Consider the following 26,368-nt stretch of genomic DNA (forward strand, 5'->3'; position numbering starts at 1 on the left):
GGAAGAGGAATCATGAGTTGGAGCATTCACGGCAACGGCAGGACCATCACCCCAGGTGAGGTAGTTGCCCCGGATGAGCGGCTGCATTGGCCGCAGACCGTTTCCATCGGAGCCCAGCACATCCTGGCGATGTTCGGCGCCAGCATCCTGGTGCCAACCATCACCGGCTTCCCGGTCACCACGACCTTGCTGTTCACCGGCCTGGCCACCGTCATCTTCTTGCTGATGACCAGGAACAAGGTGCCCAGCTACCTCGGCTCGTCCTTTGCGATGATTGCTCCGGTGCTCTCGACCACCCAGTCGCACAGCATGTCCGGCGCGCTGGGCGGCATCGTGATGACCGGGGCCTTGCTGTTCGTTGTCGGGCTGATCGTGCAGAAGACCGGCACCGGCTGGATCCACGCCCTGATGCCGCCGGTGGTCATGGGCACCATCGTGGCGCTCATCGGCCTGAATTTGGCCAGCGCAACGCTGGTTCCCATGACCGAGTTCCCGCTGACCACTTTCCTCACGGTGATCTTTACCGTGGTCGCGACCGTTGCGTTCAAGGGCCTGCTGGGCCGGCTGTCGATCCTCATGGGACTTCTTTGCGGCTACCTTGTTGCACTGGCCCAGGGGCAGGTGAGCTTCAAGGCGGTTGCTGCCGCGGAGTGGATCGGACTGCCAGAATTCCACACCCCGACCTTCCACTTCGACACTGCGCTGATGTTCCTGCCTGCGGTGTTCGTGCTGATCGCCGAGAACATCGGCCATGTGCGCACCGTGGGCGTGATGACCAATCGCGACCTGTCGAAGTTCAACGGCCGTGCGCTGATGGCCGATGGCGCTGCCAGCGTGCTCGCCGGTTTCGGCGGCGGTTCGGCCACGACCACCTATGCCGAGAACATCGGCGTGATGGCCGCTTCGCGCGTGTACTCGACCGCGGCCTACTGGATCGCTGCGATTGTGGCCGTGGCCCTGGCCTTCCTGCCGAAGTTCGGCGCATTGATCGGCACCATTCCAGAAGGCGTGATCGGCGGCTTGGGCATCGTGCTATACGGCATGATCGGCATCGTCGGCGCGCGCCTGTGGATCGAGGCGAAGGTCGATTTCGGCAACCCGATCAACTTGATGACCGCCGGCACCGGCCTGATCATCGCCATTGCAGTGACCAAGGAAATCGCCTTCGGCCAGCTCCAACTGGGCGGCATCGCCCTGGGCTCGATCGCCACCTTGGTGGTCTTCCACCTGATGAGTATCGTCGCCAAGATGCGCGGCAACGATTTGGCGGACTCGCAGAAGCCTGCGGATAGCTAGCAAATAAATTCCCCGCAGGCCGGCATCGCGAGAACTCGCAATGCCGGCCTGCTTTTTTGCCAAGAATTCGGGAGCTGGCCAGTCATGAAGCGGCGACACGCACTGGGCCTCCCCCGGTCTTGAAGTAAGGACTCCTTCCAATTTGTGATCGATCTCCCATAAAAAATCGGGAAATCGGGATTCCGCGGCTCTCGAATCCGATAGCATGGCTCATTGTGACTGCGACTACATCAGACGGAAAACTGTCCGCGCGACTCATCTTCATCGCCCTCGGGGCGGCATTGGGTGGGTTCGTTTTCGGATATGACTCATCAATCGTTAACGGCACCGTGGACGCTGTCGAGCACGAATTCGGGCTCAACGCGGTAACCATCGGATTCACCGTTTCCTGCGCCCTGCTCGGCGCAGCACTGGGAGCCTGGATAGCGGGTGTGGTCTCCGAACGCGTGGGACGCGTGCGCACCATGCTCTTCGCCTCCATCCTCCTGGCAGCATCAGCCATCGGCTGCGGCCTGTGCTTCGGCGTAACCGACCTGATCATCTGGCGCATTGTCGGCGGCATCGGCGTGGGCTTCGCCTCGGTGATCGCCCCTGCCTACATTGCCGAGGTCTCCCCGGCCGCGCATCGCGGACGCCTGGGCACCATGCAGCAGATGGCCATCGTGCTGGGCATCTTCGTGGCCTTCCTGGTCAGCGCGCTGCTGGTCTTCGTCATGGGCTCGGCGGATGCCGTCGGCTTGTTCGGCCTGACGGCCTGGCGCTGGATGTACCTGTCGCTGCTGGTTCCAGCAGTGCTCTACGGCCTGCTCTCGCTGCGCCTGCCCGAATCTCCCCGCTACCTGGTCGAGCGCGGCCGCTTCGTTGAAGCAGCTACCGTGCTGACCCGCGATATGGGCATGAACGCCGGCACGGATACCGAAAAGAAGATCGAAGAGATCCGCTCCACCGTGCACATCGAGCGTCGCCAGGTCTTCAAGGACCTGCTGGGCCGCTTCGGCTTCCACCCGCTGGTGTGGGTCGGCATCCTGCTCTCGGTCTTCCAGCAGTTCGTCGGCATCAACGTGATCTTCTACTACTCCACGACGCTGTGGAAGTCCGTCGGCTTTGCCGAATCGGATTCCTTCACGATTTCGCTGATCACCTCGGCGACCAACGTGCTGGCAACGATCGTGGCGGTGCTGCTGATCGACGTGCTGGGACGCAAGCTGCTGCTCACCATCGGCTCGGCCATCATGACCGTGTCGCTGGGCATGATGGCGGTAGCGTTCGCGCAGTCGGTCACCATCGACGGCGCCGTGTCGCTGCCGGGCAGCTGGGGCATCGTCGCCCTGGTCTCGGCCAACCTGTTCGTGGTCGGCTTCGGCGCCACCTGGGGTCCGGCCGTATGGGTATTGCTCGGCGAGATCTTCCCGAACTCGATCCGCGCCATGGCACTCGGAGTGGCAGCCTCGGCGCAGTGGATCGCCAACTTCGCCGTTTCCACCACCTTCCCGGCCCTCGCCGAGGCAGGCTTGGCATTGGCCTACGGCATCTACGCATTCTTCGCGCTGCTTTCCCTGATCTTCGTGATCTTCCTGGTCAAGGAAACCAAGGGGCGCCAACTCGAGGAGATGACCCTCTAGGCACCACCCGCAGGGCATTGCGGATTGCGCAAAGGAGGCAGGAACCAAGATGGTTCCTGCCTCCTTTTGCGTGCCCGGATGCTTACCAGGCCTTGTTGGGCACATCCACGCCGACGTCGCTTTGCAGCGAGAGCACATGCCCCAAGCTTGGCCGCCCTTCCAGCGTCGGGCCCTGGCCGGCGAGCGCCACGCTGACTGTCTGCCCCGGCTGCAGATCGACCTGCTGGCCGCGCACCCAGATCGGACGGGAGAAGGCTCCGTGCAGGGTGAAATCAATGGCTTCAGCCCGCAAGCCCACGGAAATCCTCATGCCCCGCCACCCGAGGTTGAAGCGCAGGGCCCGCCATTTCTCCGGGAGCCGCGGATCAAAGCGCAGCTGGTCGTCATCGTCGCGCAGCCCCGCGAAGCCGTAGATCAGCGCCGACCAGACGCCACCGGTCGATGCCACATGCACGCCGTCAGCGGTATTGCCATGCAGGTTTTCCAGATCCACGTTCAGCGCGTGCTCGAAATACTCCCAGGCAAGATCGCGGTAGCCTACCTCGGCGGCGAGAATCGACTGCACTGTCGCCGACAGTGTCGAGTCGCCCGTAGTCAGCGGGTCATAGTAGTTGAAATCCGCAAGTTTCTGCTCGGCGGTGAAATCGCTGGAACGCAGCCACAAAGCCAGCACCGCGTCGGCTTGCTTGATGACCTGGAAGCGGTAGATCACCAGCGGATGGTAGTGCAGCAGCAACGGCCGCTTATCCGCACCGGTATTGGCCAGGTCCCAGACTTCGCGGTTCAAGAAATGCTCGTCCTGGGGGTGGATTCCGACCGTTTCGGAATACGGGATGTGCATGCAATCAGCGGCCTTGAGCCACAGGGCGATCTCCTCGTTTTCCAATGAGTGCCTGCTGGCCAGTTGCGCGAACTCGCGCGGATGCTCTTGGGCCATTTCGGCCAGCAGCTGGGCGCTGCGGCGCAAATTGAAGCGCGCCATGACATTGGTGTAGAGGTTGTCGTTGACTACCGCGGTGTACTCATCGGGCCCGGTGACCCCATGGATATGGAAGCGCTCATTGCCCTGCTCGCCACGCCAGAACCCCAGCGAGGCCCACATGCGCGCAGTTCCCACGAGGATTTCGGCGCCGCCGGCCAGCAGGAACTCGTCATCCTCCATGACCCCGAGGTACCGGTTGAGCGAATACACCACGTCGGCATTGATATGGTACTGCGCAGTGCCAGCCGGATAATAGGCGCTGGCTTCCTCGCCGTTAATCGTGCGCCATGGGAAGAGCAGGCCTTCCTCGTTCATGATCAGCGCCCGCCGGGTCGCTGCAGGAATCATCGAGACCCGGGCGCGCAGCGTGTTGCGCGCCCACTGCTGGTTCGTATAGGTCAAGAACGGCATCACATAGATTTCGGTATCCCAGAAATAGTGCCCGGAATAGCCGTTGCCGCTCACGCCCTTGGCGCTGATGCCCAGGCCGTCGGCACGTCCGGCAGCTTGGGCGAGCTGGAACAGGTTCCAGCGGATCTTGCGCTGCAGCTCGGGCTCATCGCTCTCCACCACCACATCGCTGCGGTCCCAGTAGTCGGCCATGAAACGGCGCTGGGTGCGGAAGTGCTCGTCAATCCCCAACGGCACCAGGTGCTCCAAGGCCCGCTCAGAACGCAAGAGCATCTCCTGGGCAGGATGGCGCCGCGAGGAGTGGTAGACCGCGTACTTGGAGACGCGCACGCCTTGCCCGGCTTCCAGCCTGGTGCTGATCACTTCATCCGCGCGGTCATCGTCCACCTTGCGGACCACGGACAGCTCCGCCTGCGCTCCGCCAGTCGTGGCCACCTCGTGCTCCACCATTACTGCTACCGACATCCCGGATCCGAAGACCTGGTACGAGATGCCCAGCCGCGCGCCATCGCGGTGGGTGCCCGCCGGATGCAGCGGGTTGGCCCTGGCTTCCTCGCTCTTGCGCGGATCGGCAGGAACCCCGGCATCGGTTTCCTCCGGGGAAGCCACCTTCCGGCTGGAACGGTACCCGATGACCGAAGACTGGATCAGCACCTGCGCCGGTGCATCGAGCAGGCGCACATGCACGTCCTGCAGCGCCAGGTGGCGATCCGTAAAAGAAATCATCGAGCGGGCAGTGACGGCTACCCGGTGCCCCTCTGCAGTTCGCCACAGGGTGTGCGCGGTCAGCGTCCCGTCAAGGAAATCCAGGCGCAGCTCATCACGCAGCATCTCCGTGCGGCCGACTTCCAGGGCTTCGTCATTGATGAACACGCGCATGGTCCGGAAATCCGGGGCGCTGATCATGGTCTGCCCGGTTTCGGCCAGCCCGAAGGCGCTCTCGGCATGGCGGATTTCCCAGGTCTCATGCAGCCCGTTGATGAATGTGCCGCCTCCTTGGTCCCCCAGACCCAGTTGCGCAGCCCGTGCGCCCAGAAAACCGTTGCCCAAGGAGAAAACGGTGTCTTCGGCGCCATCGCTGTCACGCTGGTTCCCGCGCCACAGCGACCAGGAGTCCTCTTCCCAGGTCTTGGCTGCTTGCTCGGAGACCAGTTCGGAAAGGTCATGAACCACAAAATGGGCCCCTGCATCCAGCAAGGCGGCCTCATTGCCTTCGCGGGCCACGCCGATGACTCCGAAGCCTCCGGCACGCGCTGCCCTCACCCCGCTGGTGGCATCCTCGATGACGGCGCATTCTTCCGGACGCCAACCCAGATCGGCGGCGGCAGCCAGGAACGTGTCCGGGGCCGGTTTGCCCGCCAGCCGGCGCGCGGCAGCTTCCTGGCCGCCCATCACCAATGGGAAATGCTCGGTCAGTCCTGCGGCAGCCAATACCACGCGGGCATTGCGCGAGGAGGACACCACCGCGACGTCCAGCCCGGCATCCAGCACCTGTTGCAGGTAGGCCACGGAGCCGGCATAGGGGTCGATCCCGTCGCGCTGCAGCACTTGGGTGAACTTTTCGTTCTTCATATTGCCCAGCGCGCAGATGCTGCCTTCCCCCGGCAGATCGCTTTCAGCCCCGCGGGGCAAGCTGATGCCGCGGGATTCGAGGGTAGCCGCCACCGCGTCATAACGCGGACGGCCGTCAAGCAGGTTGAAATAGTCCTCGGAAGTGTATGGGGCCACGCCCGGGTGCTTGTCGAAAAAGGTGGTGAAAAGTTCTTCCCACGCCTTGCGATGCAGCAACGCGGTAGGAGTGATCACGCCATCCAGATCAAAGAGGACGGCCTTGTAATCACGATGTCGGTACTCAGGACGAAAAGCGTTCACAATCGAAATCCTTCGAAAGAGGAGCGAATTACTGGCCGTAGTCCTTACCGTAGCAACTGAACGCGCTTGCTTCGACATACTACGATAAGAATGTGGCTCAGTGGATAGATGTATGGAATAGCGAAGACTGGCGTGAGGCAACCGCCGAGTGGATCGATGCTGCGTGCGAGGCATATGGCATTCAGCGCACCGCAGGACCGGATTTTTGGCCCGCAGATTTGCACCAGATCCAGGCGGCGGTTCAGACCGGTGCCGCAGATCTGATCTTCAGCGCCAACGCTCCGGGGCTGGCTTCGGAACCAGCGACCACGGTCGCTGCCGGCCAGCTGCTGCCCGATCGCGTGGTGATGCCACTGGCTATCGACCGGATCGCCGGCTACATGCTCAGCCCGGATTTCGGGCACACCCTGGCGGATCTGGGCGATTCGGTGGAGAACTGGGAGCTGGCCATGGCCTCGCTCGGTTCCTTCCAGGTCGCGCTGATGGGCCACGAGGAAGAATTCTTTGATTCCGGGGTCACCGTAGTGGACCCGCAGTTCCTGCCCGAGCAGTACGAGCAGGCGCTGATGATGCATGTGTCCCTGGACCCGGCACACCCGCTGTACCTGGAGGGATCCATGGCGGACAAGATGGTTTCTCATCTCGATGAGTTGAGGAAGGCCACCGCTGCCCTTCATGCCGGTGCGGTGCCGTTGAGCATCGAGCACGGCAACTTCGATCTGTCGCAGGTGGTGGTTCCTGCCGAAGCCGGAGACCACGGCCGCATCCTGAATCTGTCCTCCGCGCACTGGGCTCACCCCTTCTCATCCCTGAACACGCCGCTGGCCGCCATGTGCGAAGCGTGGGATTGCGATACCGGTGATGAGCGCGTGATGAAGGTGCTTTTCGCGTACCTGGACCAGTTCTCTGCCTACGGCTCAGCAGATGAGCTGTACGACCTGATTAATCCAGCCTGCCTGGTTGCGCCGCTGTCGCAGCACGAGACCTGGTTGCGCCTGCTCCTGGATGCCAGCGACGAGCAACTGCAGGAGCACGCCGAGACCGTTTTGGGAACCCTGGATATCTCCTAGGGCCGCAGTTCAAGAGCCCAGAACCCTGGCCAGCAAGGCCGCGTCATCGCTCATGATGGCGTCGGCCTTGCGCTCCATCAGCAGCCGCATGGTCGGCTCGTCGTTGATGACCCAGACATGCACCTGGGCGCCGGCTCGGTGGACCGCCTTGATGAATCGACGGGTCGCTACCGGCAGCATGCCCTGGTTCAGCGGCACCTGGACCGCCCAGAAGCCTGCCAGCAGCCGCTTGGGAACCCAGCCCAGCAGGTGGGCGCACAGCCAGATGGCGACAATTTCCCGTTGACCCGGCGAGCGCCGTATCGGAGCGGAAAGCAGGTGGCCGACCGCGGCGCTGCGTGCCGTGGAGAAGGACGCTAGGGCAATTTGCCGATGGGCTTTCCTGCGCTCGATGAGCTCGGCCAGCGGGCCGATCACGTGCTCGTCCTTGACGTCCAGGTTCAGTGTGGCGTGCGGGAACGCATCGAGCAGTGCATCAAGCGTGCACAGCGGTTCCCCTCCGGCCCGCACCATTGCCAGCTGCTCGTCGGTGAAGTCGTTGAAATTCCCGCTCGCGTCGGTCACCCGGTCCAGGCTCTGGTCATGGAACAAGTAGACCGTGCCGTCGGCTGAGGCGTGCACATCCGATTCCAGATGGGTGATGCCCAGGTCTGCGGCGCGCTGGAAGGCTGCCAGCGTGTTTTCCTCGTTGCCCGTGCGTACGCCGCGGTGCGAAAAAGCGTAGGTCATTTCAGCAGGCCTTCAATGACCTGGGCTACCCCGTCATCGGCCAGCGAGGGTGCCCGGAAGCGGGCGGAGGCCAGCGCCATGGGGTGTCCGGAGGACATGGCGTAGCCGTGGCCGGCGTATTCGAGCATCTCGATGTCGTTGGGCATGTCGCCGAAGGCCATCACTTCAGCTGCGGCAATTCCTAGGCGCTGGCAGTATTCATGCAGCGTGGTGGCCTTGTGGATATCCACATGCGCCATTTCCAATAGGGAAACGTCGAAGGCGGAGTGGGTCACCGATACCAGTTCTGCCAGCTGCGGCTCAACCGAGGAATAGAACTTGTCTATCGGCAGGTGCTGGGAGCGGGCAAGGAATTTCACGATGCCTTCGGAATCAATTGACTCGCTAGCCAGATCCAGGACTGCCTGCACCCCGAAGTTGTGGTGGCGGTCGGCAAAGCCTTCACCCAGGTGCAGCCCCTTGGTGGTCTCGGCAGCGAAGGACGCGCGCGGTTCCAGCTCCAGGATGATTTCGCTCGCCCGCCGCGCGGTAGCCGCGCTGAGCGTGCGCGACCAGATCACTTCGTCTTGTTCCAGGTCGTAGAGCACCGCGCCATTGGAGCAGATGACCGTGCCCATCCCGCCGAAGGCTTCAATGATCGGGCTCAGCCAGCGGAAGGGGCGTCCGGTGACAAAGACGATCTGGATGCCAGCGTCGCGGGCTTGGATGAAGGCACGTTGGGTGCGTTCGGAGATGGTGCCGTCCTTGGCGACAATGGTGCCGTCGAGGTCCGAGGCGATCAGCTTGATCATCTACAGCTCCTGGCGGCGTGGCGGGTTCGCCCCGGCACGCTGCACGGTCACCGCGGCGGCCATGGCCGCGAATTCCAGGGCTCGCGAAAGCTCCGCAATCTGCAGCTGGTTCAGCTTTTCGCGGTTGGCCGCGCCAATCAGGCCATGTTCGGCCAGCCAGCACAGCAGCGCGGCGGTGAAGGTATCGCCGGCACCCACGGTATCGGTGACTTCCACCGACGGCGCAGTGAATTCGGCGTCGCCGGCGCGAACGACGCCCCAGGACCCGCGCGAGCCTGCGGTGGACACCACGATCGCCGGCCCCATGTCCAGCCAGGCACGGGCCGAGTCCTGGACCGAGCGCATCGGGTACAGCCACTTCAGGTCGATGCCGGAGACCCGCACCACGTCGGCCTGGCCGACGAATCGCTCGACTTCGGCCACGGTCTGCGAATGGTTGGTGACCAGCGACGGGCGCAGGTTCGGGTCGTAGCTGATGGTGGCATGGGTGCGCGCGGCCGAAAGCAGCGGCAGCAGTTCTCCGGGGCTGAACAAGGTGGCGATGGAGCCGGTGTGCACCAGCTCGGCATCCTGGGCCAGCTCCGGCCCGATGGTCGGCATCTGCCAGTAGGCGTTGAACGCGAAGGCCGCGCCGCCGGCCGGGTCGAGGATGCCATGGGCAATGACGGTGGCCTGGTCATCGGCTCCGCCCAGGTATGCCACGTTGTTGTCCTTGAGGTAATCCTCGATCTTGCGGCCCTTGTCATCGGCGCCCCAGCGGGAAATCAAGGTTCCCGGGTACCCCAGGCGGGAAAGCGCAACCGCGACGTTCAACGGGCTGCCGCCAACGAACTCCTGGGCTGGGGCAATGCCGGAGGCCAGGACGTCAACGAGGGCCTCGCCGATCACGGTCGGGTTCATGCTGCTCCTTCAGTAATGCAGTGGGGACAGGGCACGCACGCAGGCAGCCCATTGGCTGCTGTGCGGATCGATCCAGGTGTAGTGGTCTCCCGCGAACAGCGAGAAGCTGTGCTCCTGTCCGAGCGCAGCCGCTTTCTGGGCTGCGATACGGGCAATTCTTACCGGAACATCGCCATCGTCCCGTCCATGAAAGATTACGACACGGGCATGCATTGGCCATAATTCCACCGGATTGCAGGCGCCCAATGACGCGCCTGAGAGCATCTCGTCCACTGCGCTGCCGCTGAGCTTCAGGCGCTGCGCCGTTTCAAGGTCCAGGACCCCGGCCTGGCTGATCACCTGGGAGACCCGTGCATCATGGGCGGCCAGCACGCAGGCCAATTGCGCTCCGGCTGAATGGCCGATCAGCGTGATCGGCCCTTCTTCCTTGACCAGGCCCAGCGCGAGCCGGGCATCGGCCAGCATTTTCGCCGCGCTGCCCGGCCCACGCCGGTATTCGAGGTTGTAGGCAGGGATCCCGCGGGCGGCGAGATCCTCTGCCAGGGGCACGCCAAGGCTAGCGGTGTACTTTTCACGCCAGTATCCGCCGTGGATGATCATCACCGCTCCGCGAGCGGTGGTGCGTTCCGGCTCGTAGAACTGGACCTGCTGGTCCGGGTGCGCCCCGTAGTGCATGGTCGGCGCCCCGGCTAGTTGCCCGGGAAAACCGCGGCGCGCTTTTCGACGAAGGCGGCACGGCCTTCCACCGAGTCGGCGGTTCCGAAGGCCTGCTGGAAGGACTGCGCTTCAACCAGCAGGGCGTCATGGGTGTTCAGCGCGTCCATGTCCACCATCGCGGCCTTGGCATTGCCAACGGCCGTCGGTGCCACCTTCGCGATCTCCTCGATGGTGGCCACGGCCTGGTCAATCAGTTCCCCGGCCGGGACAACGCGGTTGGCCAGGCCAATGCGCAATGCTTCCTCGGACTTGATGCGGCGGCCGGTGAAAACCAATTCACGGGCCATCGCGTTGCCGACACGTCGCGGCAGGCGCACCATGCCGCCAAAGCCGGGCACCAGCCCGAGGTTGACCTCCGGCTGCCCAAAGCTGGCCGTCTCGGAAGCGTAGATGAAATCGCAAGCCAGGGCGAGTTCGCAGCCGCCGCCCAGGGCGAAGCCGTTGACTGCGGCGATCACTGGAACCTGCAGCTTCTCCAGGCGTTCGGTGACCGTGTGCATCTGGCGCCCGTAGGCCAGCGCCGCCGCCGGGTCCATTTCGCGCAGCTGGACGATATTGGCGCCGGCGACAAAGGACTTCTCGCCGGCACCGGTGAGGATCACGCCGCGGTATTCATAGCCGGTGGCCTCGAACCAGTCCAGGAAGGCTTCAAGGTCGTTGACGACCTCTTTTGCCAGCGCGTTCAGCGACTTCGGCTGGTTGACGGTCAGGATGAGGGCCGAGCCCTGGGTGCTCAGGCTGAGGGTATCGAATTGCTTCATACCCCTAACTCTCTCACGTAACGCGCGTCACGTATTGGATTGTCAGCGGTGCTTGCGTGGCTTTGCCTTGGCACCCTGCGGCTTCTTGGATGAGCTCTTGGCCTGCTGTTTTGCCTTGGCCTTCTTCTGCTCATTGACGCGCTTGGCCTTCTGCTCCTGGTTGCGCACCGAAGTCTGGCGCGAGGAGCTGGCGGTACGTCCGCGCACAATGCCGATGAATTCTTCGAGCAAGGCGGTGTCTTCGGTGGCGGTAGGCCAGGCGATGCCCACCTGGGTTGGCGAACCGTCGTCAATGAAGCGGACCACCACGTCCTTGCGGGCGAAGAGCCGGGCAATGGACTGCGTGGTGCGCAGCACCTGGGCTCCGGAAGCGACAACTTCCATCGCTACCGGAATGCCGCCCACGGATTCCGGGTAGTCGGTCAAGTCGAGTTGCGGGAAGGACTCTACGGTTTCCAGCGGAACGGATTCTTCGAAGTACTCCACGTCGTGGTCTTTGCCCGCGCAGACCACTTCGAGTTCCTCGTAAAGCGGGATGACGTGGCGCGTTGCGTCCTTGGGCGAGTCCCCGCGATAGCGCACGAATACCGCGTCAGCCTCGCCATGGGCCAGCAGATCCAGGATTTCCCCCTCATCCAGACGCCAGGCTTTCAGCTCGATGGCAGGATAGCGTTCCTGGAAGCGGTCCATCCATTTGCCGGGGGTGACGCCGGTTGCGTAGGCGATTCGAAGTTTCTGCACGGGTTAAGCCTACGCTCTGCCGGGTTAAATGGCGCAGGCGGGCACCGGTGAACCGGTGCCCGCCTGCATCCGCGCAAGCCTGGGAGGCCTACTTGTCGGTCTTGACGACCAGAACGTCGCATGGTGCCGAGTGGGCCACCGAGGAAGCTACCGAACCGAGCACGCGGCCCAGGCCCTTCATGCCCACGTTGCCGACAACGATCATCGAAGCCTTGCGGTCCTCGGCGTCGGAGATCAGCACGTCACCTGGCTTGCCGTGGCCGGCAGCAGCGGTGATCTTGACGCCTGGCACAGCGTTCTTCACGTCGTTGGCTACGCGCTGGGCGAGCTTGCGGGCCTGCTCTGCGTCATCCAGGATCCAGGTATCGGAACCGATGGAAACGACCTCGGTGTTATCCGAAGCGTGAGCGGTGATGACCACCAAGTCAGCGTCGAGCTTGACGGCGAGTTCTGCAGCGCGGCGGGCTGCGCGCTGTGCGGTTTCGGAACCGTCTACGCCTACGATGATGGTTTCAGACATATTGTTCTCCTTATATGAGTGATGCATTAAGTGATGGGTAACACTTTATGGCCTTCAGGCCACTTTAGCCTGCAAAAAGTCCACGGCGCGCTGCCATGCGATGGCAGCCTGTTCGGGATCGTAGTTGCCGGCAGGGTTCTCGTCGTTGTGGAATGCGTGATCGGCGTCGTAGTAGAAGTACTGGACTTCCGCGCCTGATTCCTGGCGAATCTGCTCTTCCTGAGCCTTCGCCTGAGCCGGCGAGTACATCTGGTCCAGGTTCGCGTAGTGGCCCTGGATGGCCGCGCGGACTCCGGAAAAATCGTTGGGCACACCCTGGCCGACGCCATAGAAAGGCACGGCCGCGGCAATTTTCCCGCCTTGCTGGGCAGCCATCTGCAGCACGAAACCGCCACCCATGCAGAAGCCGATGACGCCCAGCTTCTCGCTGGTGACGTGCTCATTGGCCAGCAGGTAGTCCACGGCACCGCTCAATAGCTGGGCCCCGGCGGCTTCCGGGAGCTGGGACATCATCTGCCCGGCTTCTTCACCGTCGTGGGTGATCCAACCGCCATAGAGGTCAGGAGCCAGAGCCACGAAGCCCTGCGCGGCCAGCCGGTCGGCGACGTCGCGGATATGGTCGGTCAGACCCCACCATTCCTGGATCACGATGACCCCAGGGCCCTTGCCGGACTCCGGCAAGGCGAGATAGCCATGCGCTTGCGCGCCTGAAGAAGGGAAAGTCACGTTCTGGTGCGGGGTTTTGTCCGCCATGGTGCCTCCTGCTCTGCGTGTGACTCCAGTTTATGCAGGTCTGGACGCCATTGGCATTGACCTGCCCCACATTGCGCCAAAGTTGTTCTATTTTCCGAGCGTGGCCTCGCCGATACGTTCCAGCGCATCGACCACCAGATTCCAGAAGCCTTCGTGGTCCAGGTCCACCGCCACGGAAGTATTGCAGTCGGCGGAAGCCGGCGCGCGGAAGTCCGTGACGGTCATTCCCAAGGTCAGCTCGCCACGCAGCTCAACGCTGACCGGGGCCTTGACAGTGCGCACGATATCCGGGTCGATCACGTAGGCCACGGCGCATGGGTCATGCACTGGCGGTGCATCGAAGCCCTGGTGGTCTCGATAGGCCCGGGCGAAGAAGTCCATCAGCTCGCGCACGAAGGTCGATGGGCCGGTGCCGATCTTCTCTATGCGTTCAACCACCTCGGAGGTGGCCAACGCCTGGTGGGTCAGGTCCAATCCGACCATCACCACCGGCCAGGCCTCGTTGAAGACGATGTGCGCAGCTTCAGGATCGATCTTGATATTGAATTCTGCCACCGCCGACCAGTTGCCGGTGTGGTAGCCGCCGCCCATCAGCACCACTTCGCGCACGCGTTCAACGATGCGCGGTTCCTTCCGGGCCGCCAAGGCGATATTGGTCAATGCGCCGGTGGGCACCAAGGTGATTTCACCGGGTTCATGGCTCATCACCAGGTCGATGATGACGTCCACGGCGTGGCGCCCATCGAGTTCGATGCCCGGCTCCGGCTGGGCCGGCCCGTCCATCCCGGAAACCCCGTGGACGTCTCCCGCGGTTTCCACTTCGCGCACCAGCGGACGGGCGCAGCCGGCCGCGAAGGGAATGCCGGTAATGCCGGCGATGGTACCCACGGCCAGCGCGTTGGCAGTGACCTTATCCAGGGTCTGGTTGCCGGCCACGGTGGTCACGGCTAGCAGGTCGATCTTGGGATTGCCATGGGCAAGAATCATTGCCACGGCGTCATCATGACCCGGGTCGCAGTCCAAAATGATCTTGCGCGGGGCATTGCTGTCCTGGGTCATGGCTTCTTCCTTCGCTCTGCCAGCTGGTGGCCGGTAGCTAAGTCGTGGGGGCGGATAGGCATCCTTTGATAATTCTTTCGCGTCCCCATGCTATCGTCAAGCGCTTAACGCAAAGCTGTCGCGTGTCACAACTCCGACTACGATGGAGCCATGAAGAATGGTGAGAAGTCCGGCAACTCGCGCGCTCCACGCCGCGTGACCGCAGCGATGGTAGCCGAACACGCCGGCGTTTCCACCGCAACGGTCTCTCTTGTTGCCAACGGGAAGTCGGCGGGCCGGGTCTCGACCGCGAATGAGCAGCGCGTGCGTGAATCAATTCGCGAACTGGGCTACTTCGTCGACAGCATCGGCAGCTCGCTGGCCAAGGGCGTCAGTTCGCTGGTGGTCCTGGTGGCCCCGGATATCTCCAACCCCTTCTTTGCCAAGGTGATCGCTGGCGTGCGCTCGGTATTGGCTAGCGACTACCAGCTCCTGCTCTCGGTCACGGATGCCGGCGTCTCCCCCAGCGCCAGCGAAACGAGGAAGATCATGGGCCTCCGTCCGGCCGGGCTGCTGGTCCATGCCCCAAGCCAGGATTTCCTCGAGGAAATTTCGAGCAACCTCCCGCTGGTGGCCCTGGATGCCCCGGGCATCGATCCATCGATTCCTGCCGTGAATATGGACGTCGCCCAGGGAGCGCGGGAAGTCGTAGCCCATTTCGCTGCACAGGGACACGCCAAGGCCGCCTACCTGGATGCCAGCACCGGCACCGAGACCCTGGCAGTGCGCCGCGAGGCCTTCCTGGCGGCGGCAAGGGAGTACGGCATCGAAGTGCTGCCATCTTCTGTTGCCAGCTCGATGATCGACGTCACTGAGGCTTCAGCAGCCTTTGGCCAGCATTGGCCCAAGTGGCATGAATCGGGCGTGACCGCACTGGGCTGCGCAACCGATAACCACGCTTTCGGCGTGCTGCATGCTTCGCGCCTGCTTGGTATCCGCATTCCGCAGCAGCTTGCGGTGGCCGGATTCGACGACCTTCCCTACTCGGCAACGTCCAGCCCTTCCATCACTTCCGTGCAGCTCAACGCCCAGGAAGGCGGACGCCAGGCCGCATTGAAGCTGCGCGCGCTGCTCGATGGAAAGACCCCTGACCCACTGCAGACAATGCTGCCCAGTTCGTTGATTGTCCGCGGATCGACGCTGGGCAACAAAGGAGACTAACCGGTGAACATGCATAAATGGCCTGCCAAGGTCACTGCCGCCATCGCCCTGCTGATTGCCTTGGGGCTGATCGTCATGTCCAGCGGAGTGCTGGGCCTCATTACCAGCCCGGCAACCCCACCGGGCACCGGCATCGAATCCGCCGCGCGCAGCTGGGTGCTACTGGATTAGCTTTCCGCTCTTCGAAACTTCGGGATCGGTGCATGAGGACAAATCAAAGCAGCACGGCCGGCGCTTGCCATCACGCAGCTTGGAAATACTGGCCTCCACTCGGCGTTCGCGCGTGGAAGGGTTCTTGGTCGCACCGATCCAGCGTACCCATTCCCAGCGGGCCATGGCAGTGAGCCCTGCCCACATCTCATCCAGATCCCCAGCCTCGCCCAGGGCACTGGCCAGGTCTTGCGGAATCCCTGTTTCCGGCCAGGTTCTAGCGACCCGGGCGGTCAATTCCACTTGATCCCCCGCCTCGGCCAACAGCTGGGGCGCGCCCTGTCCATCGAGGGCCAACCAGTGGCCTCGGCGCCCGTCGGGATCTATTACGACCACGTGGCCTTCATGCGCCTGGAGAAGTTCCACCGCAACCTGTCCGCGGCTTGGCAACTTGTCGCTGGATTCCTGGTCGAGCCTGATTATCTTCCGATCGTTGACCAGATCTGCAGTTCCATTCAGTTCGAATATCTCATTGGATACCGCCATGGGAATTCCCCTTCTCCGTTGTCCAAGGGCAGTCTATGGCACGGCGGCATTGCGCTTCCACGTGGCTAGACTGCTGTTATGACCCAACCTCCGCTGCTCGTTAGTTCCTGCCTGGCCGGCATCCCTTGCCGCTACAACGGCAAGGCGAAGGCAAACCCTGCCATCGTCGAGGCCGTGGCACGAGGAGAAGCCGTTGCGGCCTGCGCTGAGGAATTGGGTGAGCTCCCTACTCCGCGTCCGCCAGCGGAGATTGTCGGTGGCGATGGCCACGATGTGCTGGAAGGCCGGGCCTGCGTGATCGACATCAACGGCGAGGACATCAGCGGGCAGTTCATAGCTGGTGCCCAGAAGGTTTTGGATCTAGTCCAGCACCAGAGAATCACCGAGGCGATCCTGCAGGATCGCAGCCCCTCGTGCGGCTGCGGCACCATCTACGATGGCTCGCACACCGGAAAACTCGTTGCCGGCGATGGCGTACTGGCCGCCCTGCTCAAGCGCCGGGGCGTCAACGTCAGCGCGCCACCGGCAAACTGACACACCCTGCAAGATAACGATTCAGTTGCTCTTTTAAACAAAAAAATAACCCTCGATCCGAAGATCAAGGGTTATTTTCCATTTGTGCGCGAGGGGGGACTTGAACCCCCACGACCTTGCGATCACTGGCACCTGAAGCCAGCGCGTCTACCAATTCCGCCACTCGCGCATATTCTGTTTTCGTTGCCATCGTTCTTTGCAACAAGAAATAGCTTACACACTCATTTTCCGTTCACCTAATCGAAACCCTCATTTGTGGTTAGGGACACATGGGAAACCTTTTTGGGGCATTTATCGTTGATATTGACGCACTTGAGCCGCTCAAGGATTTTTCGGCATTTGCACAGCTGAAAACAGTAAGATCGAATATGAAGTTCTGTGTTCACAGCTTGGACGGCGTGAATGCAGGCTCGCAATAACCAGCCATGGACCCTAAGGAAGGAGCACGAATAATGGGCTTTCTCGACAATGTCGAACGCGGCTTAGAGAAGGTCGTCACTAGCTTCTTTCGTGGCACCAGCACCGCAGATCTCAAGCCAGTCGAACTGACTACCGCGCTACGCAATGACATGGACCGCGGAATCATGCCAATCAGCGAGGGCCGCAGCCTTGCAGCCAATGACTTCGTTGTCTCGCTGAGCACCAAGGACTACAACACCGCGCAGGGTTGGGGGCGGGGCGTCGTCAACGAAATGGCAAAGGTCACCGCCGAGCATGCGGCAGCCCAGGACTACTCGGTCCACGGCGATATCACGATCCATTTTGTTTCCAAGGACGATTTCAAGCCCGGAGAAATGGAGATTGCCAGCTCGGTCAAGGAGTCCAGCTCGCGCCCAGCAGCCTCGGCTCCGGTAAAAGAGCGAGCAGCAGCGCCCGCAGCACCATCCGCCACCCCGCCGACAACCGCACAGCCACGTCCATCGGTCCGTCCGATTGCAGAGATCCCCAAGAAACCCATGCAGAAGCAGGCAATTCTTGAGGTCGCTGGACAGCGCTACGCCCTGCATCACCACTCCATCGTGCTGGGCCGTTCGGCCAGCACCGATATTCCCGTGGATGATTCCGGCGTTTCCCGCCAGCATGTGCGCGTCGAAACGCGTGGCAAAACCAGTTTCGTCGTCACCGATCTGGGTTCAACCAATGGAACCTACGTGGACGGCAAGAAGATTTCGGAAGAAACCCGTATATTTGACGGTTCGATCATTACTATCGGACAGACAAAAATCGTCTTTCGGCTGATTACCTCGAACAACGGAGGCCGCGCGTGAACGACCTGGTTCTAAGCTTGTTCCGATTGGGCTTTTTGGTCCTCATCTGGCTGCTCGTATTAAGCGTTGTCGGATCGATGCGCCGCGACTTGGCCATCGGATCGCGGGCCCGCACCGGCAAGCCCAGCGCTCGGGAACTGAAGAAGAATCCTGAGCTGGCGGAACCAGAAGTGCCTGCGCGCAAGGCCGCCACGTCATTGGAAGTTGTTGAGGGCCCACTGGCCGGCAGCAGCATTCCCCTCCGCGGCCAACCGATCATGTTCGGGCGAGCTCAGGATGCCACCGTCGTTCTCGATGATGACTACGCTTCAGGACGCCATGCCCGCCTGTTCCCGCAGGGATCGCGCTGGTTCATTGAAGATCTCGGCTCAACCAACGGCACCTTCGTGGGTGACAACCAGCTCTCACGCGCCCAGGCAGTGGAGCCCGGCCAGCGAATCCGCATCGGAAAGACTGTCCTGGAATTGAAGCCCTAGCCTATGGCCCTCAAACTAAAATTTGCTGCGAAATCCGACGTGGGGCGGGTTCGCAAGAAGAATGACGACTCCGCCTACGCCGGTGCGTACCTCGCGGTGCTTGCCGATGGCATGGGCGGACACGTCGGCGGTGACGTGGCGTCAGCCTCCACCGTGCTTGATTTGGTGCATCTGGACCACGATGGCACCGCAGATCCGCAAAATGCCCTGCCGGATGAGATCCAGGCCGCCAATTTGGTGCTGAATGAACTCGTCGGCGCCAACCCGAAGCTTTCGGGGATGGGCACCACCGTCACTTCCCTGCTGCTGTCGGGAAGTAACCTGCACATGGCACACATCGGCGACTCCCGCGCCTACCGCTTGAAGCACGGGGTCTTCGAGCAGATCAGCAAGGACCACACATTCGTGCAGCGGCTGGTCGACGAAGGCCGCATCAAGCCGGCCGAGGCCGAGGTCCACCCGCATAAGAACGTGCTCTTGCGCGTGCTGGGCGACTCGGATGCCTCCCCGGAACTCGATGTCGACCAGTTCGAGGCAGAACCCGGCGAACGCTGGATGCTGTGCTCTGACGGACTCACCGACGCGGTGCCGGTTCCGGTAATCGAGCAGATCATCCGCACTACCGCCGACATGGATGAAGCGGTCAATGACCTGGTTGCCATCACCTTGAAGAATGGTGCGCCGGATAACGTCACCGTGGTGATGTTCGAGGTTGTCGAAAACGCTGTCGTCGAGGGCGAAGCGCCTGCCGAACCAGAACCCGCACCGGATACCGGCCAGCTCACCATTGCCGCCGAAGGCGATGTCGAAGCCAGCGCTTCGTTGCTCCGCCATGAGATTTCCCAGCGTCCCCACCTGCTGGTGGGCGCCGCCCAGCTTGCGACGCAAACCGGCCAGATCCCGGTGGTGACCCAGCACACCGGCGAACGCCGTGCAGCTGCCTTGCTGACCCACCGTTCCCCGGCGGCCGGCGAGGTGCTGGATCCACTGGACGCGCCGGTGCAGCAGCGCCGTTGGATGATGCCGATCCTGCTGACCTTGACGGCCTTCTTCGTCATTGCCCTGGGCGTCTGGGGATACATGTGGACCCAGACCCAGTACTTCGTGGGCACTGTCGATGGAAAGGTCGCAATCTACAAGGGCGTTCCCCAGGAGCTTGGACCGATTTCGCTCTCCGAGGTCGATACAGTCAGCAAGGTGCCGCTCGAAGCCCTGCCGGAGTATTCACGCCACCGCGTTGAATCGACCATCTCGGCAGAGAACCAGCAGCATGCCCAGATGATCATCCAGGAACTCCTGGTTACCGCGAAGCAGAACTGCCCGGTCACCGTTCCCGGATCCTCGGATTCCGCCAACCAGCTCGAACTGCCCGCCTACTGCCAGGAGATAATGCAATGACCGAAGTGCAAACCGCACCGGTGCCTCGGCGCAATCTCGAGCTGCTGCTGGTGCTGCTGGCCCTCTGCGTGGGCGGTGCCGCGTTCTATCTGGTGGGCAGCTCCACCGAGGATGTCGACAACACCGACTTCTACGTGCAGATGGGCATCCTGGCGGCACTATCCCTGACGGTTCATGTGCTGCTGCGCATCTTCGCCAAATATGCCGATCCGGTAATACTTCCGATTACGATCGCGTTGAACTCCCTCGGCCTAGCTATGATTCACCGCATTGACCTGGCTAAGGGAACGTCCCAGTCGGCGCGCCAGCTGCTCTGGACCGCCATTGCCATCGTCATTGCTTCGGTCGTTCTCTGGGCTATCAAGGACCACCGCCTGCTGCGTCGGTTTACCTATATCGCACTGCTGCTATCGGTCGTATTGCTCTTGCTTCCGCTGGTTCCCGGACTGGGTGTCACGATCAACGGTGCCCGCATTTGGATCCGCATGGGCATGTTCTCGCTGCAGCCAGGCGAACTCGCGAAGATCACCTTGTCGATCTTCTTCGCTGGCTATCTCTCGTCGAACCGCGACTTGATCCTGATGGCTGGCCGCAAGTTCGGACCGCTGCAGCTGCCCCGCCTGCGGGATATGGCTCCGATGGTTATCGCTTGGCTGCTTTCCATCGGCGTGCTCGTGGTGCAGCGCGATCTCGGTTCCGCGATCCTCTTCTTCGGCCTGTTCATCGTGATGATCTATGTGGCAACCGCGCGTATTTCCTGGGTGCTCATTGGCGCCTTGATGGTTGTTGCCGGCGGCATCGTCGCGGGCCTGACCATGGGCCACGTAACCCGCCGCCTGGACGTTTGGCTCAACGCCTTTGACCCTGCGATCTACCAGGCCAAGGGTGGCAGCATGCAGATCGTCGAAGGCTTATTCGGCATGGCTGACGGCGGCTTGTTCGGCACCGGCCTGGGCGCTGGTTCCCCCTACCGTGTTCCGCTGGCCAACTCCGACATGATCATTGCCTCCTTCGGCGAAGAAATTGGCCTGATCGGCGTGGCCGCGATCATCCTGCTCTACATGCTGCTGATCTCCCGCGGCTTGCGGGCCGCCTTGGGCTCGGCCGATACCTTCGGCAAGCTACTAGCTGCAGGCCTGTCCTTCACCCTGGGCCTGCAATGCATCGTGATCATCGGAGGCGTCACCCGGCTGATCCCGCTGACCGGCCTGGCAACGCCATTCATGGCCGCCGGCGGCTCATCGCTGCTGGCGAACTGGATCATCATCGCGTTGCTGCTCCTGATCTCCCACAACTCGCGCCGCCCGAAGACTGGCGGCGTAGGACCAACCGATGAATTTGCAAGTGCCAGCACGACCCTTACCTCCAGCACCAAGGCGGTGACGAAAAAGTGAATCATGCAATCAAGCGCGTTTGGGTTGCGCTAACCGTCCTGTTCGTCATCTGCCTGGGTGGACTGAGCTACATCCAGTTCTTCGACGCCAAGCCGCTCTCGGAGAATGCGCTGAACAAGCGCGAACTCTACCGCGAGTTCGACCTGCCCCGCGGCGCGATCCTGGTCGACGGCAAGCCGATTGCCGAATCCGTTCCGACCGATGATGGCCAGTTCGAATTCCAGCGTGTTTACCACGACGCGAAAACCTACGCCCACCTGACTGGCTACTATTCGCTCGCGAATGGCACCACCCAGCTCGAATCGCAGCTGAACGACTGGCTGACCGGCACGAGCTCGGATCTGCTCTTCGACCGCTTGTCGGCCATGTTCACCGGTACCCGTTCCGAAGGCGCCTCGGTTGAGCTGACCATTGACGGGCAGTTGCAGAAGACTGCCTTCGAAGCGATTCCTGACGACTTGAAGGCCACGATCATCGTGACCAATCCGAAGACTGGCGACATCCTGGCGATGGCTTCCAAGCCAAGCTACAACACCAACCAGCTGGCGGTGCACTCGACCTCCCAGGCGGCCCAGAATCTGAAGGACATCAGCAACATCGACGGCTTGAGCCCCTACCGGAACCCGGCCATCAGCAATCCGGTGACCCCAGGTTCCTCGTTCAAGATCCTCAGCACCGTTGCGGCCCTGGAATCGGGCAAGTTCGATATGGAAACCCCCATCGACAATCCGGTGTCGGTGAATTATCCGCATTCGACCGCTAAGATGAACAACTTCAATGAGGGCATCTGCGCGCGGGATACCCGGGCAAGGCTCGAGTTCATCTTTGCCCAGAGCTGCAACACCCCGTTCATGGAAATCAGCCAGACCGTCGGCAAGGATGCCTTCACCGAGGTTGCCGAGCGCTTCGGCTACGGGCAGCAGCTGAGCATCCCGCAGAATGTTGTTCCAAGCGAGTTCCCTTCTGCTGAGGCCAATGAAGCGCAGATGGCGCAGATGGCAATCGGCGAATGGGAAAACAAGGCTACTCCGCTGCAGATGAACATGGCCGCCATGGCCATCGCCAATGACGGCGTGATCATGAAGCCGAATTTGATCGGCAAGGTCATCGCGCCGGATCTTCGAGTTATCGAGGACCCGAAGCCGGAGAAGTTCTCCACGGCCACCACCCCGGAAGTTGCCGAACAGCTCACCGAGCTGATGGAAGGCCCGGTTGTGAGCGGTACGGCCATGAATGCCCGCGTTCCCGGCGTGGATTTCCGAGCCAAGACCGGCACCTCGCAGCGACCGTCAGAGAACGGAGTCCGCATGGTGAACTCCTGGATGACCGGTTTCGCACCGGCCGATGATCCGCAGGTTGCCATCACGGTCAATATTCAAGACGTAGATTACAACACCGGCCACAACACGGCAGGTGCACTTATGAAGACGATGTTAGAGGCGGTGTTCAACAAGTGAGGCCAGTAACCGGCACCACCTTGGGCGGTCGTTACAAGCTGACCGACCGCATTGCGATCGGTGGCATGGGCGAAGTTTGGAAGGCACGCGACCAGGTCCTAGGACGTCTGGTAGCGATCAAGATCCTCAAAGAGGAATACACCGATAATGAGAGCTTCCTGACGCGTTTCCGCGTGGAAGCACGCCACACCGCGCTGCTGAACCACCCTGGCATCGCTGGCGTCTTCGACTACGGCGAGGAACAGGGCTCCGCCTATCTGGTGATGGAACTGGTTCCCGGCCCGCCGCTGTCCACCATTATCGAGCGCGAGCGCAAGCTCGACGTGGACCGTACGCTCTCGCTGATCGCGCAGACCGCCCGCGCGCTGGCAGCAGCCCACGAGCACGGCCTGGTGCACCGCGATGTGAAGCCGGGTAACATCCTGGTGATGCCTTCGGGCGTCGTGAAGATCACCGACTTCGGCATTGCCCGGCTTGCTGACCAGGTTCCGCTGACCGCCACCGGGCAGGTAATGGGAACCGCCCAGTACTTGGCCCCGGAACAGGCCACCGGGCAGATCGCCACCGGCAGCTCTGACATCTACGCCTTGGGCGTGATCGGCTACGAGTGCCTGGCAGGACGCCGCCCGTTCACCGGCGAATCGCAGATCGCCATCGCCCTGGCACAGGTCAACGATGCTCCCCCGGCGCTGCCGGACACCATCCCGGCACCGGTACGCCAGCTGATCATGTCGATGCTGGCCAAGAACCCGTCGGATCGCCCGAAGGACGCAACGGCGCTGGCGAAGGCCGCCGATGCACTGCGCTCCGGTGATACCAATACCGCGACCTTGGCCGTTCCCGGCATGCTTGCCACCGGTATCGCCACCGACGCAACCCAAGTGGTCAACATAGGTAACGACGCCACCCAGGTGGTGCCGCGTGCTGATTCCGCGCCGACAATGACCAATGCGATGCCAACCGTGGTGGAACCTGCCGGCGCTACCAGCGGTTTATCCGGGTCTAGTGCCGCAGCCGGCGGATTCGATGACGAGGACGTGGATACCCAGGATCCGGCTGGCGAGGCCGGGGCCAAACGCAGCCCTTGGCTGATCCCGCTGATCGTGATCATCGCGCTGGCCGCCGTGATTGCCTTGCTGGCGTGGCTGATCCCTGCCATGAGCAGCGACAAGGACAATCAGCCGACGGCTTCGGTCACGCAGAGCACCGATGTTTCCCAATCCCCTTCTCCGACCGAGGAATCCACCGATCCTTCGGAGGAAACCACCGAAGCATCGGAGACCTCCGAGTCCTCTTCCCCGACCCCGAGTGAAACCGTGACCTACGTAGAGGTTCCGGCCTCGCTGGTGGGCCAGGATATCGACACCGTGACGGCAGAGCTTGAGGGCAAGGGCCTGGTCGTTGACGCGACCCCGCAGGAAACCAACGAGTACGACCCACGCGAAGTCATTTCGCTGAACCCGACCGGCAGCGTCGAAAAGGGCGAAACCATTTCGATTACCTACGCCATGGCTCCTGAAACCGTTGGCGTGCCTTCGGTAACCGGCATGGGCTACGAAGCTGCGCAGAAGCGCATCCAGGACGCTGGGCTGGCCGTGGCCAAGGGCGAGGAACGCCATGACTCTTCGGTCGCTGGCACGGTGCTTGCGCAGGACGTTCCAGCCGGCAGCGAAGTAGAGCCGGGCACCACGGTGACCCTGGATATTTCCATGGGCCCAGAGCCCGAAGCATCCGAGTCCGCTACCCCGTCGGCATCTGAATCCCCAGAAGCTGCAGAGCCGGACCAAAGCGAAGCGCCATGAGTGAAGTCGAAGCCTTGCCCCCCGGCTTGCCACGATTGATCAACGATCGCTACGAGATCGAATCGCTGGTAGGCCGCGGCGGCATGGCGGATGTCTATCTTGCCACCGACCATGTGCTTTCGCGCAAGGTCGCGGTCAAGGTGCTGCGCCCGGATACCGCAAGCAACCCCATGGTGGTCAATCGATTCCGCCGTGAAGCCAAGGCCGTCGCGGGCCTGAGCCATCCGAATATCGTTGCCGTCTACGACACCGGCGAGCTGCCTGCTACCGATCATAGCCGTGAGCGCTTGCCCTTCATGGTCATGGAATACGTGACCGGCCGGACCCTGAAGCAGGTGATCGCTTCGGGCGATGTCGACGCTTCCTTCGCTGTGCACGTCACCCGCGGCGTATGCAATGCCCTGGATCATTCGCACAATAACAATGTCGTCCACCGCGACATCAAGCCGGCCAACGTGATGGTGACCGATGCCGGCCACGTGAAGCTGATGGACTTCGGCATAGCCCGTGCCTTGGACACATCGGCGACAATGACGCAGACCGCCGCTGTGGTGGGAACCGCCCAGTACTTCTCTCCTGAGCAGGCACGCGGCGAACAGGTCGATTTCCGTTCGGATATCTACTCTGTTGGCTGCCTGTTCTACGAGCTGATGACCCAGCGCCCCCCGTTCACCGGTGATTCGCCGGTTTCGGTCGCGTACCAGCACGTTGGCGAGATTCCGTCAGCGCCCAGCGAGGTCAAGCACGACGTTGACCCGATCTTCGACCCGATCGTTTCCAAGGTTCTGTCCAAGGAACGCGATGACCGTTTCCAGAGCGCAGGCGCTTTCGCGGCTGCGTTGGAAGATGCACTGAACGGCATTGAATTCCATGATGACGAACCGGCACCATCAACCTACACCTTGCCGATATACGGCATGCACGGCGAGACTGAAACCGGGTTCATCGCGCAGTCAGCGCCAGGCACCAGCCAGCACCCGGTCTTCGTCGAAGATGAGGCTCCCGAAGCTCCTGCACGGCACAAGTCCAACCGCGGCCTGATCATCCTGCTGACCATCATTGCCCTGATCGCTGTGGGTATCGCCAGTTTCCTGGTGATCCGCTCGATCCAGGCCGAGGCTGAAAAGCGTGCCCCAGTTGCTGTGCCCAAGGTCCTGGAGATGTCCGAAGACGACGCACGTGAATTGCTGCGCGATTCCACCTTCCAGGTGCGTGTAGAGCGGGAATTCAGTGATGAAGTAGAGCAGGGCAAGGCGACCCGAACCGACCCGGCAGAAGGGTCCATGGTTTCCAAGGAATCCACGGTTGCGCTATTCATTTCCGATGGTTCGGAACAGCGCACGATTCCCAAGGATCTAGCGAACCAGTCCGAGACGGCTGCCCGCGATGCCCTGCGTGAAGCTGGCCTCGAAGTGGGTGAAGTCAGCCGGGAGAACTCTGCAACCATTCCAACCGACTGGGTTATTGGCACCAGCCCGGAGCTGGGCTCCAAGGTGAAGGCCGGCAGCGAAGTCGACCTGATCCTTTCTACCGGCATGGTGACCGTTCCGGTCGTTACCGAGATGAGCCGTGAGGAAGCTGAAGAGAAGCTCTCTGCGGACGACATCGGGTTGGAAGTTCAGTTCGATGAGGTGGCAACCGACGACTACCCTGAGGGAACCCTGTTCAAGCAGTCCCCCGAGGCCTCCGAGGACGTGGCTCAGGGAAGCCTGGTGAAGATTTCTGTGGCCAAGGCTCCGCCGGCACCAGAACCAAGTGAAGAACCATCGCCCAGCGAGACCGAATCTCCAGATTCAGAAGAATCCGATGATCCGTCCGACAGTGCTTCGCCGACCAGTGACGCTCCGGCTCCTTCCAATGGGAACGGCCCGCCAGATCGGATTAACCCGCCACGGGAAAACGGGCGCGACCGATAGGCT

Annotated in this window: 24 protein-coding genes and 1 tRNA gene; 13 read left to right on the forward strand and 12 right to left on the reverse strand. The window is 62.2% G+C overall.

The genetic code is table 11. The annotated features are described in order from the left end of the window. Positions 1 to 12 precede the first annotated feature (12 nt). Positions 13 to 1,296 (forward strand): uracil-xanthine permease family protein, encoded by a 1,284-nt coding sequence (locus ACIP6G_RS09280; RefSeq protein WP_105658654.1) that lies wholly within the window; start codon positions 13 to 15, stop codon positions 1,294 to 1,296. Between the two features lie 215 nt (positions 1,297 to 1,511). Further along, positions 1,512 to 2,918, forward strand: coding sequence for a sugar porter family MFS transporter (locus ACIP6G_RS09285; protein ID WP_105662185.1), 1,407 nt, complete (start codon positions 1,512 to 1,514; stop codon positions 2,916 to 2,918). An 82-nt stretch (positions 2,919 to 3,000) separates the two neighbouring features. On the opposite strand, the gene ACIP6G_RS09290 is transcribed toward ACIP6G_RS09285, so the two are convergent. After that, positions 3,001 to 6,183, reverse strand: coding sequence for an HAD-IA family hydrolase (locus ACIP6G_RS09290; RefSeq protein WP_400289662.1), 3,183 nt, complete (start codon positions 6,181 to 6,183; stop codon positions 3,001 to 3,003). Positions 6,184 to 6,275: 92 nt separating this feature from the next. On the opposite strand from ACIP6G_RS09290, the gene ACIP6G_RS09295 reads away from it, so the two are divergent. Beyond that, positions 6,276 to 7,253: a hypothetical protein gene (locus ACIP6G_RS09295; protein WP_400289665.1), complete on the forward strand. Its 978-nt coding sequence runs from the start codon at positions 6,276 to 6,278 to the stop codon at positions 7,251 to 7,253. A gap of 9 nt (positions 7,254 to 7,262) precedes the next feature. Here ACIP6G_RS09295 and ACIP6G_RS09300 read toward each other — a convergent pair whose 3' ends face one another. The 9 genes from ACIP6G_RS09300 to ACIP6G_RS09340 form a co-directional block, all read right to left on the reverse strand. Then, complete coding sequence (locus ACIP6G_RS09300) at positions 7,263 to 7,982, reverse strand: glycerophosphodiester phosphodiesterase family protein (RefSeq protein ID WP_332594765.1); 720 nt, start codon at positions 7,980 to 7,982, stop codon at positions 7,263 to 7,265. Beyond that, positions 7,979 to 8,773, reverse strand: coding sequence for an HAD family hydrolase (locus tag ACIP6G_RS09305; protein WP_105658659.1), 795 nt, complete (start codon positions 8,771 to 8,773; stop codon positions 7,979 to 7,981). The genes ACIP6G_RS09300 and ACIP6G_RS09305 overlap by 4 nt, the downstream gene beginning before the upstream one ends. Then, entirely contained in the window at positions 8,774 to 9,673 is a 900-nt protein-coding gene (locus ACIP6G_RS09310) for a PfkB family carbohydrate kinase (protein WP_400289668.1), read from the reverse strand. It abuts the gene before it with no gap. Positions 9,674 to 9,682: 9 nt separating this feature from the next. After that, positions 9,683 to 10,348, reverse strand: coding sequence for an alpha/beta hydrolase (locus tag ACIP6G_RS09315; RefSeq protein WP_332594766.1), 666 nt, complete (start codon positions 10,346 to 10,348; stop codon positions 9,683 to 9,685). 14 nt (positions 10,349 to 10,362) lie between these two features. Beyond that, positions 10,363 to 11,151, reverse strand: a complete 789-nt coding sequence (locus ACIP6G_RS09320; protein WP_400289669.1) for an enoyl-CoA hydratase/isomerase family protein — start codon at positions 11,149 to 11,151, stop codon at positions 10,363 to 10,365. Positions 11,152 to 11,193: 42 nt separating this feature from the next. Continuing rightward, positions 11,194 to 11,892, reverse strand: a complete 699-nt coding sequence (locus ACIP6G_RS09325) for a LysR family transcriptional regulator substrate-binding protein (protein WP_400289672.1) — start codon at positions 11,890 to 11,892, stop codon at positions 11,194 to 11,196. An 88-nt stretch (positions 11,893 to 11,980) separates the two neighbouring features. Then, positions 11,981 to 12,412 (reverse strand): universal stress protein, encoded by a 432-nt coding sequence (locus tag ACIP6G_RS09330; protein WP_038992696.1) that lies wholly within the window; start codon positions 12,410 to 12,412, stop codon positions 11,981 to 11,983. A 54-nt stretch (positions 12,413 to 12,466) separates the two neighbouring features. Further along, positions 12,467 to 13,165, reverse strand: coding sequence for a dienelactone hydrolase family protein (locus tag ACIP6G_RS09335; protein ID WP_105658664.1), 699 nt, complete (start codon positions 13,163 to 13,165; stop codon positions 12,467 to 12,469). A gap of 87 nt (positions 13,166 to 13,252) precedes the next feature. Then, positions 13,253 to 14,224, reverse strand: a complete 972-nt coding sequence (locus ACIP6G_RS09340; protein ID WP_332498245.1) for a nucleoside hydrolase — start codon at positions 14,222 to 14,224, stop codon at positions 13,253 to 13,255. A 150-nt stretch (positions 14,225 to 14,374) separates the two neighbouring features. Between ACIP6G_RS09340 and ACIP6G_RS09345 the strand changes: the two genes are divergently transcribed. Further along, the gene (locus ACIP6G_RS09345; protein WP_400289674.1) at positions 14,375 to 15,424 is read left to right on the forward strand and encodes a LacI family DNA-binding transcriptional regulator; all 1,050 of its coding nucleotides are present in this window, start codon (positions 14,375 to 14,377) and stop codon (positions 15,422 to 15,424) included. Positions 15,425 to 15,427: 3 nt separating this feature from the next. Beyond that, positions 15,428 to 15,595 carry a hypothetical protein gene (locus ACIP6G_RS09350; protein WP_400289676.1) on the forward strand — a complete coding sequence of 56 codons (168 nt, stop codon included), beginning with the start codon at positions 15,428 to 15,430 and terminating at the stop codon, positions 15,593 to 15,595. Here the strand turns inward: ACIP6G_RS09350 and ACIP6G_RS09355 are convergent. Beyond that, positions 15,584 to 16,120 carry a YdeI/OmpD-associated family protein gene (locus ACIP6G_RS09355; RefSeq protein WP_105658667.1) on the reverse strand — a complete coding sequence of 179 codons (537 nt, stop codon included), beginning with the start codon at positions 16,118 to 16,120 and terminating at the stop codon, positions 15,584 to 15,586. The genes ACIP6G_RS09350 and ACIP6G_RS09355 overlap by 12 nt on opposite strands. Before the next feature lie 78 nt (positions 16,121 to 16,198). On the opposite strand from ACIP6G_RS09355, the gene ACIP6G_RS09360 reads away from it, so the two are divergent. Beyond that, positions 16,199 to 16,654: a DUF523 domain-containing protein gene (locus ACIP6G_RS09360; protein WP_400289677.1), complete on the forward strand. Its 456-nt coding sequence runs from the start codon at positions 16,199 to 16,201 to the stop codon at positions 16,652 to 16,654. An 85-nt stretch (positions 16,655 to 16,739) separates the two neighbouring features. Here the strand turns inward: ACIP6G_RS09360 and ACIP6G_RS09365 are convergent. Further along, positions 16,740 to 16,823 (reverse strand) — tRNA-Leu (locus tag ACIP6G_RS09365). Positions 16,824 to 17,106: 283 nt separating this feature from the next. Between ACIP6G_RS09365 and ACIP6G_RS09370 the strand changes: the two genes are divergently transcribed. The 7 genes from ACIP6G_RS09370 to pknB are packed head-to-tail and all read left to right on the forward strand — an operon-like array spanning position 17,107 to position 26,365. After that, on the forward strand, positions 17,107 to 17,922 hold the full coding sequence (locus ACIP6G_RS09370; RefSeq protein WP_181148929.1) for a DUF3662 and FHA domain-containing protein: 816 nt from the start codon (positions 17,107 to 17,109) through the stop codon (positions 17,920 to 17,922). Beyond that, a complete protein-coding gene (locus tag ACIP6G_RS09375) occupies positions 17,919 to 18,398 on the forward strand; it encodes an FHA domain-containing protein (protein WP_105658670.1) in 480 nt (159 codons plus the stop codon). Before ACIP6G_RS09370 ends, ACIP6G_RS09375 begins: the two co-directional genes overlap by 4 nt. Positions 18,399 to 18,401: 3 nt before the next feature. Next, positions 18,402 to 19,796, forward strand: a complete 1,395-nt coding sequence (locus ACIP6G_RS09380) for a PP2C family protein-serine/threonine phosphatase (RefSeq protein ID WP_400289680.1) — start codon at positions 18,402 to 18,404, stop codon at positions 19,794 to 19,796. Further along, positions 19,793 to 21,190: an FtsW/RodA/SpoVE family cell cycle protein gene (locus tag ACIP6G_RS09385; RefSeq protein WP_400289682.1), complete on the forward strand. Its 1,398-nt coding sequence runs from the start codon at positions 19,793 to 19,795 to the stop codon at positions 21,188 to 21,190. The genes ACIP6G_RS09380 and ACIP6G_RS09385 overlap by 4 nt, the downstream gene beginning before the upstream one ends. After that, a complete protein-coding gene (locus ACIP6G_RS09390) occupies positions 21,187 to 22,647 on the forward strand; it encodes a peptidoglycan D,D-transpeptidase FtsI family protein (protein ID WP_400289684.1) in 1,461 nt (486 codons plus the stop codon). Before ACIP6G_RS09385 ends, ACIP6G_RS09390 begins: the two co-directional genes overlap by 4 nt. Further along, positions 22,644 to 24,449: a protein kinase gene (locus ACIP6G_RS09395; protein ID WP_400289686.1), complete on the forward strand. Its 1,806-nt coding sequence runs from the start codon at positions 22,644 to 22,646 to the stop codon at positions 24,447 to 24,449. Before ACIP6G_RS09390 ends, ACIP6G_RS09395 begins: the two co-directional genes overlap by 4 nt. Next, a complete protein-coding gene (gene pknB / locus ACIP6G_RS09400) occupies positions 24,446 to 26,365 on the forward strand; it encodes a Stk1 family PASTA domain-containing Ser/Thr kinase (RefSeq protein WP_400289687.1) in 1,920 nt (639 codons plus the stop codon). Before ACIP6G_RS09395 ends, pknB begins: the two co-directional genes overlap by 4 nt. The last annotated feature ends 3 nt before the right edge of the window (positions 26,366 to 26,368 follow it).

This window comes from Glutamicibacter sp. NPDC088483, assembly GCF_044753145.1.
Classification (GTDB): Bacteria; Actinomycetota; Actinomycetes; order Actinomycetales; family Micrococcaceae; genus Glutamicibacter.

What these genes read in the sequence shown, in the direction of transcription:
- ACIP6G_RS09280 (WP_105658654.1), top strand. Translation starts at nt 13, where the DNA reads ATGAGTTGGAGCATTCACGGCAACGGCAGGACCATCACCCCAGGTGAG.
- ACIP6G_RS09300 (WP_332594765.1), bottom strand. Translation starts at nt 7,982, where the DNA reads ATGACCTACGCTTTTTCGCACCGCGGCGTACGCACGGGCAACGAGGAA.
- ACIP6G_RS09305 (WP_105658659.1), bottom strand. Translation starts at nt 8,773, where the DNA reads ATGATCAAGCTGATCGCCTCGGACCTCGACGGCACCATTGTCGCCAAG.
- ACIP6G_RS09310 (WP_400289668.1), bottom strand. Translation starts at nt 9,673, where the DNA reads ATGAACCCGACCGTGATCGGCGAGGCCCTCGTTGACGTCCTGGCCTCC.
- ACIP6G_RS09315 (WP_332594766.1), bottom strand. Translation starts at nt 10,348, where the DNA reads ATGCACTACGGGGCGCACCCGGACCAGCAGGTCCAGTTCTACGAGCCG.
- ACIP6G_RS09320 (WP_400289669.1), bottom strand. Translation starts at nt 11,151, where the DNA reads ATGAAGCAATTCGATACCCTCAGCCTGAGCACCCAGGGCTCGGCCCTC.
- ACIP6G_RS09330 (WP_038992696.1), bottom strand. Translation starts at nt 12,412, where the DNA reads ATGTCTGAAACCATCATCGTAGGCGTAGACGGTTCCGAAACCGCACAG.
- ACIP6G_RS09335 (WP_105658664.1), bottom strand. Translation starts at nt 13,165, where the DNA reads ATGGCGGACAAAACCCCGCACCAGAACGTGACTTTCCCTTCTTCAGGC.
- ACIP6G_RS09340 (WP_332498245.1), bottom strand. Translation starts at nt 14,224, where the DNA reads ATGACCCAGGACAGCAATGCCCCGCGCAAGATCATTTTGGACTGCGAC.
- ACIP6G_RS09345 (WP_400289674.1), top strand. Translation starts at nt 14,375, where the DNA reads ATGAAGAATGGTGAGAAGTCCGGCAACTCGCGCGCTCCACGCCGCGTG.
- ACIP6G_RS09355 (WP_105658667.1), bottom strand. Translation starts at nt 16,120, where the DNA reads ATGGCGGTATCCAATGAGATATTCGAACTGAATGGAACTGCAGATCTG.
- ACIP6G_RS09360 (WP_400289677.1), top strand. Translation starts at nt 16,199, where the DNA reads ATGACCCAACCTCCGCTGCTCGTTAGTTCCTGCCTGGCCGGCATCCCT.
- ACIP6G_RS09370 (WP_181148929.1), top strand. Translation starts at nt 17,107, where the DNA reads ATGGGCTTTCTCGACAATGTCGAACGCGGCTTAGAGAAGGTCGTCACT.
- ACIP6G_RS09380 (WP_400289680.1), top strand. Translation starts at nt 18,402, where the DNA reads ATGGCCCTCAAACTAAAATTTGCTGCGAAATCCGACGTGGGGCGGGTT.
- ACIP6G_RS09385 (WP_400289682.1), top strand. Translation starts at nt 19,793, where the DNA reads ATGACCGAAGTGCAAACCGCACCGGTGCCTCGGCGCAATCTCGAGCTG.
- pknB (WP_400289687.1), top strand. Translation starts at nt 24,446, where the DNA reads ATGAGTGAAGTCGAAGCCTTGCCCCCCGGCTTGCCACGATTGATCAAC.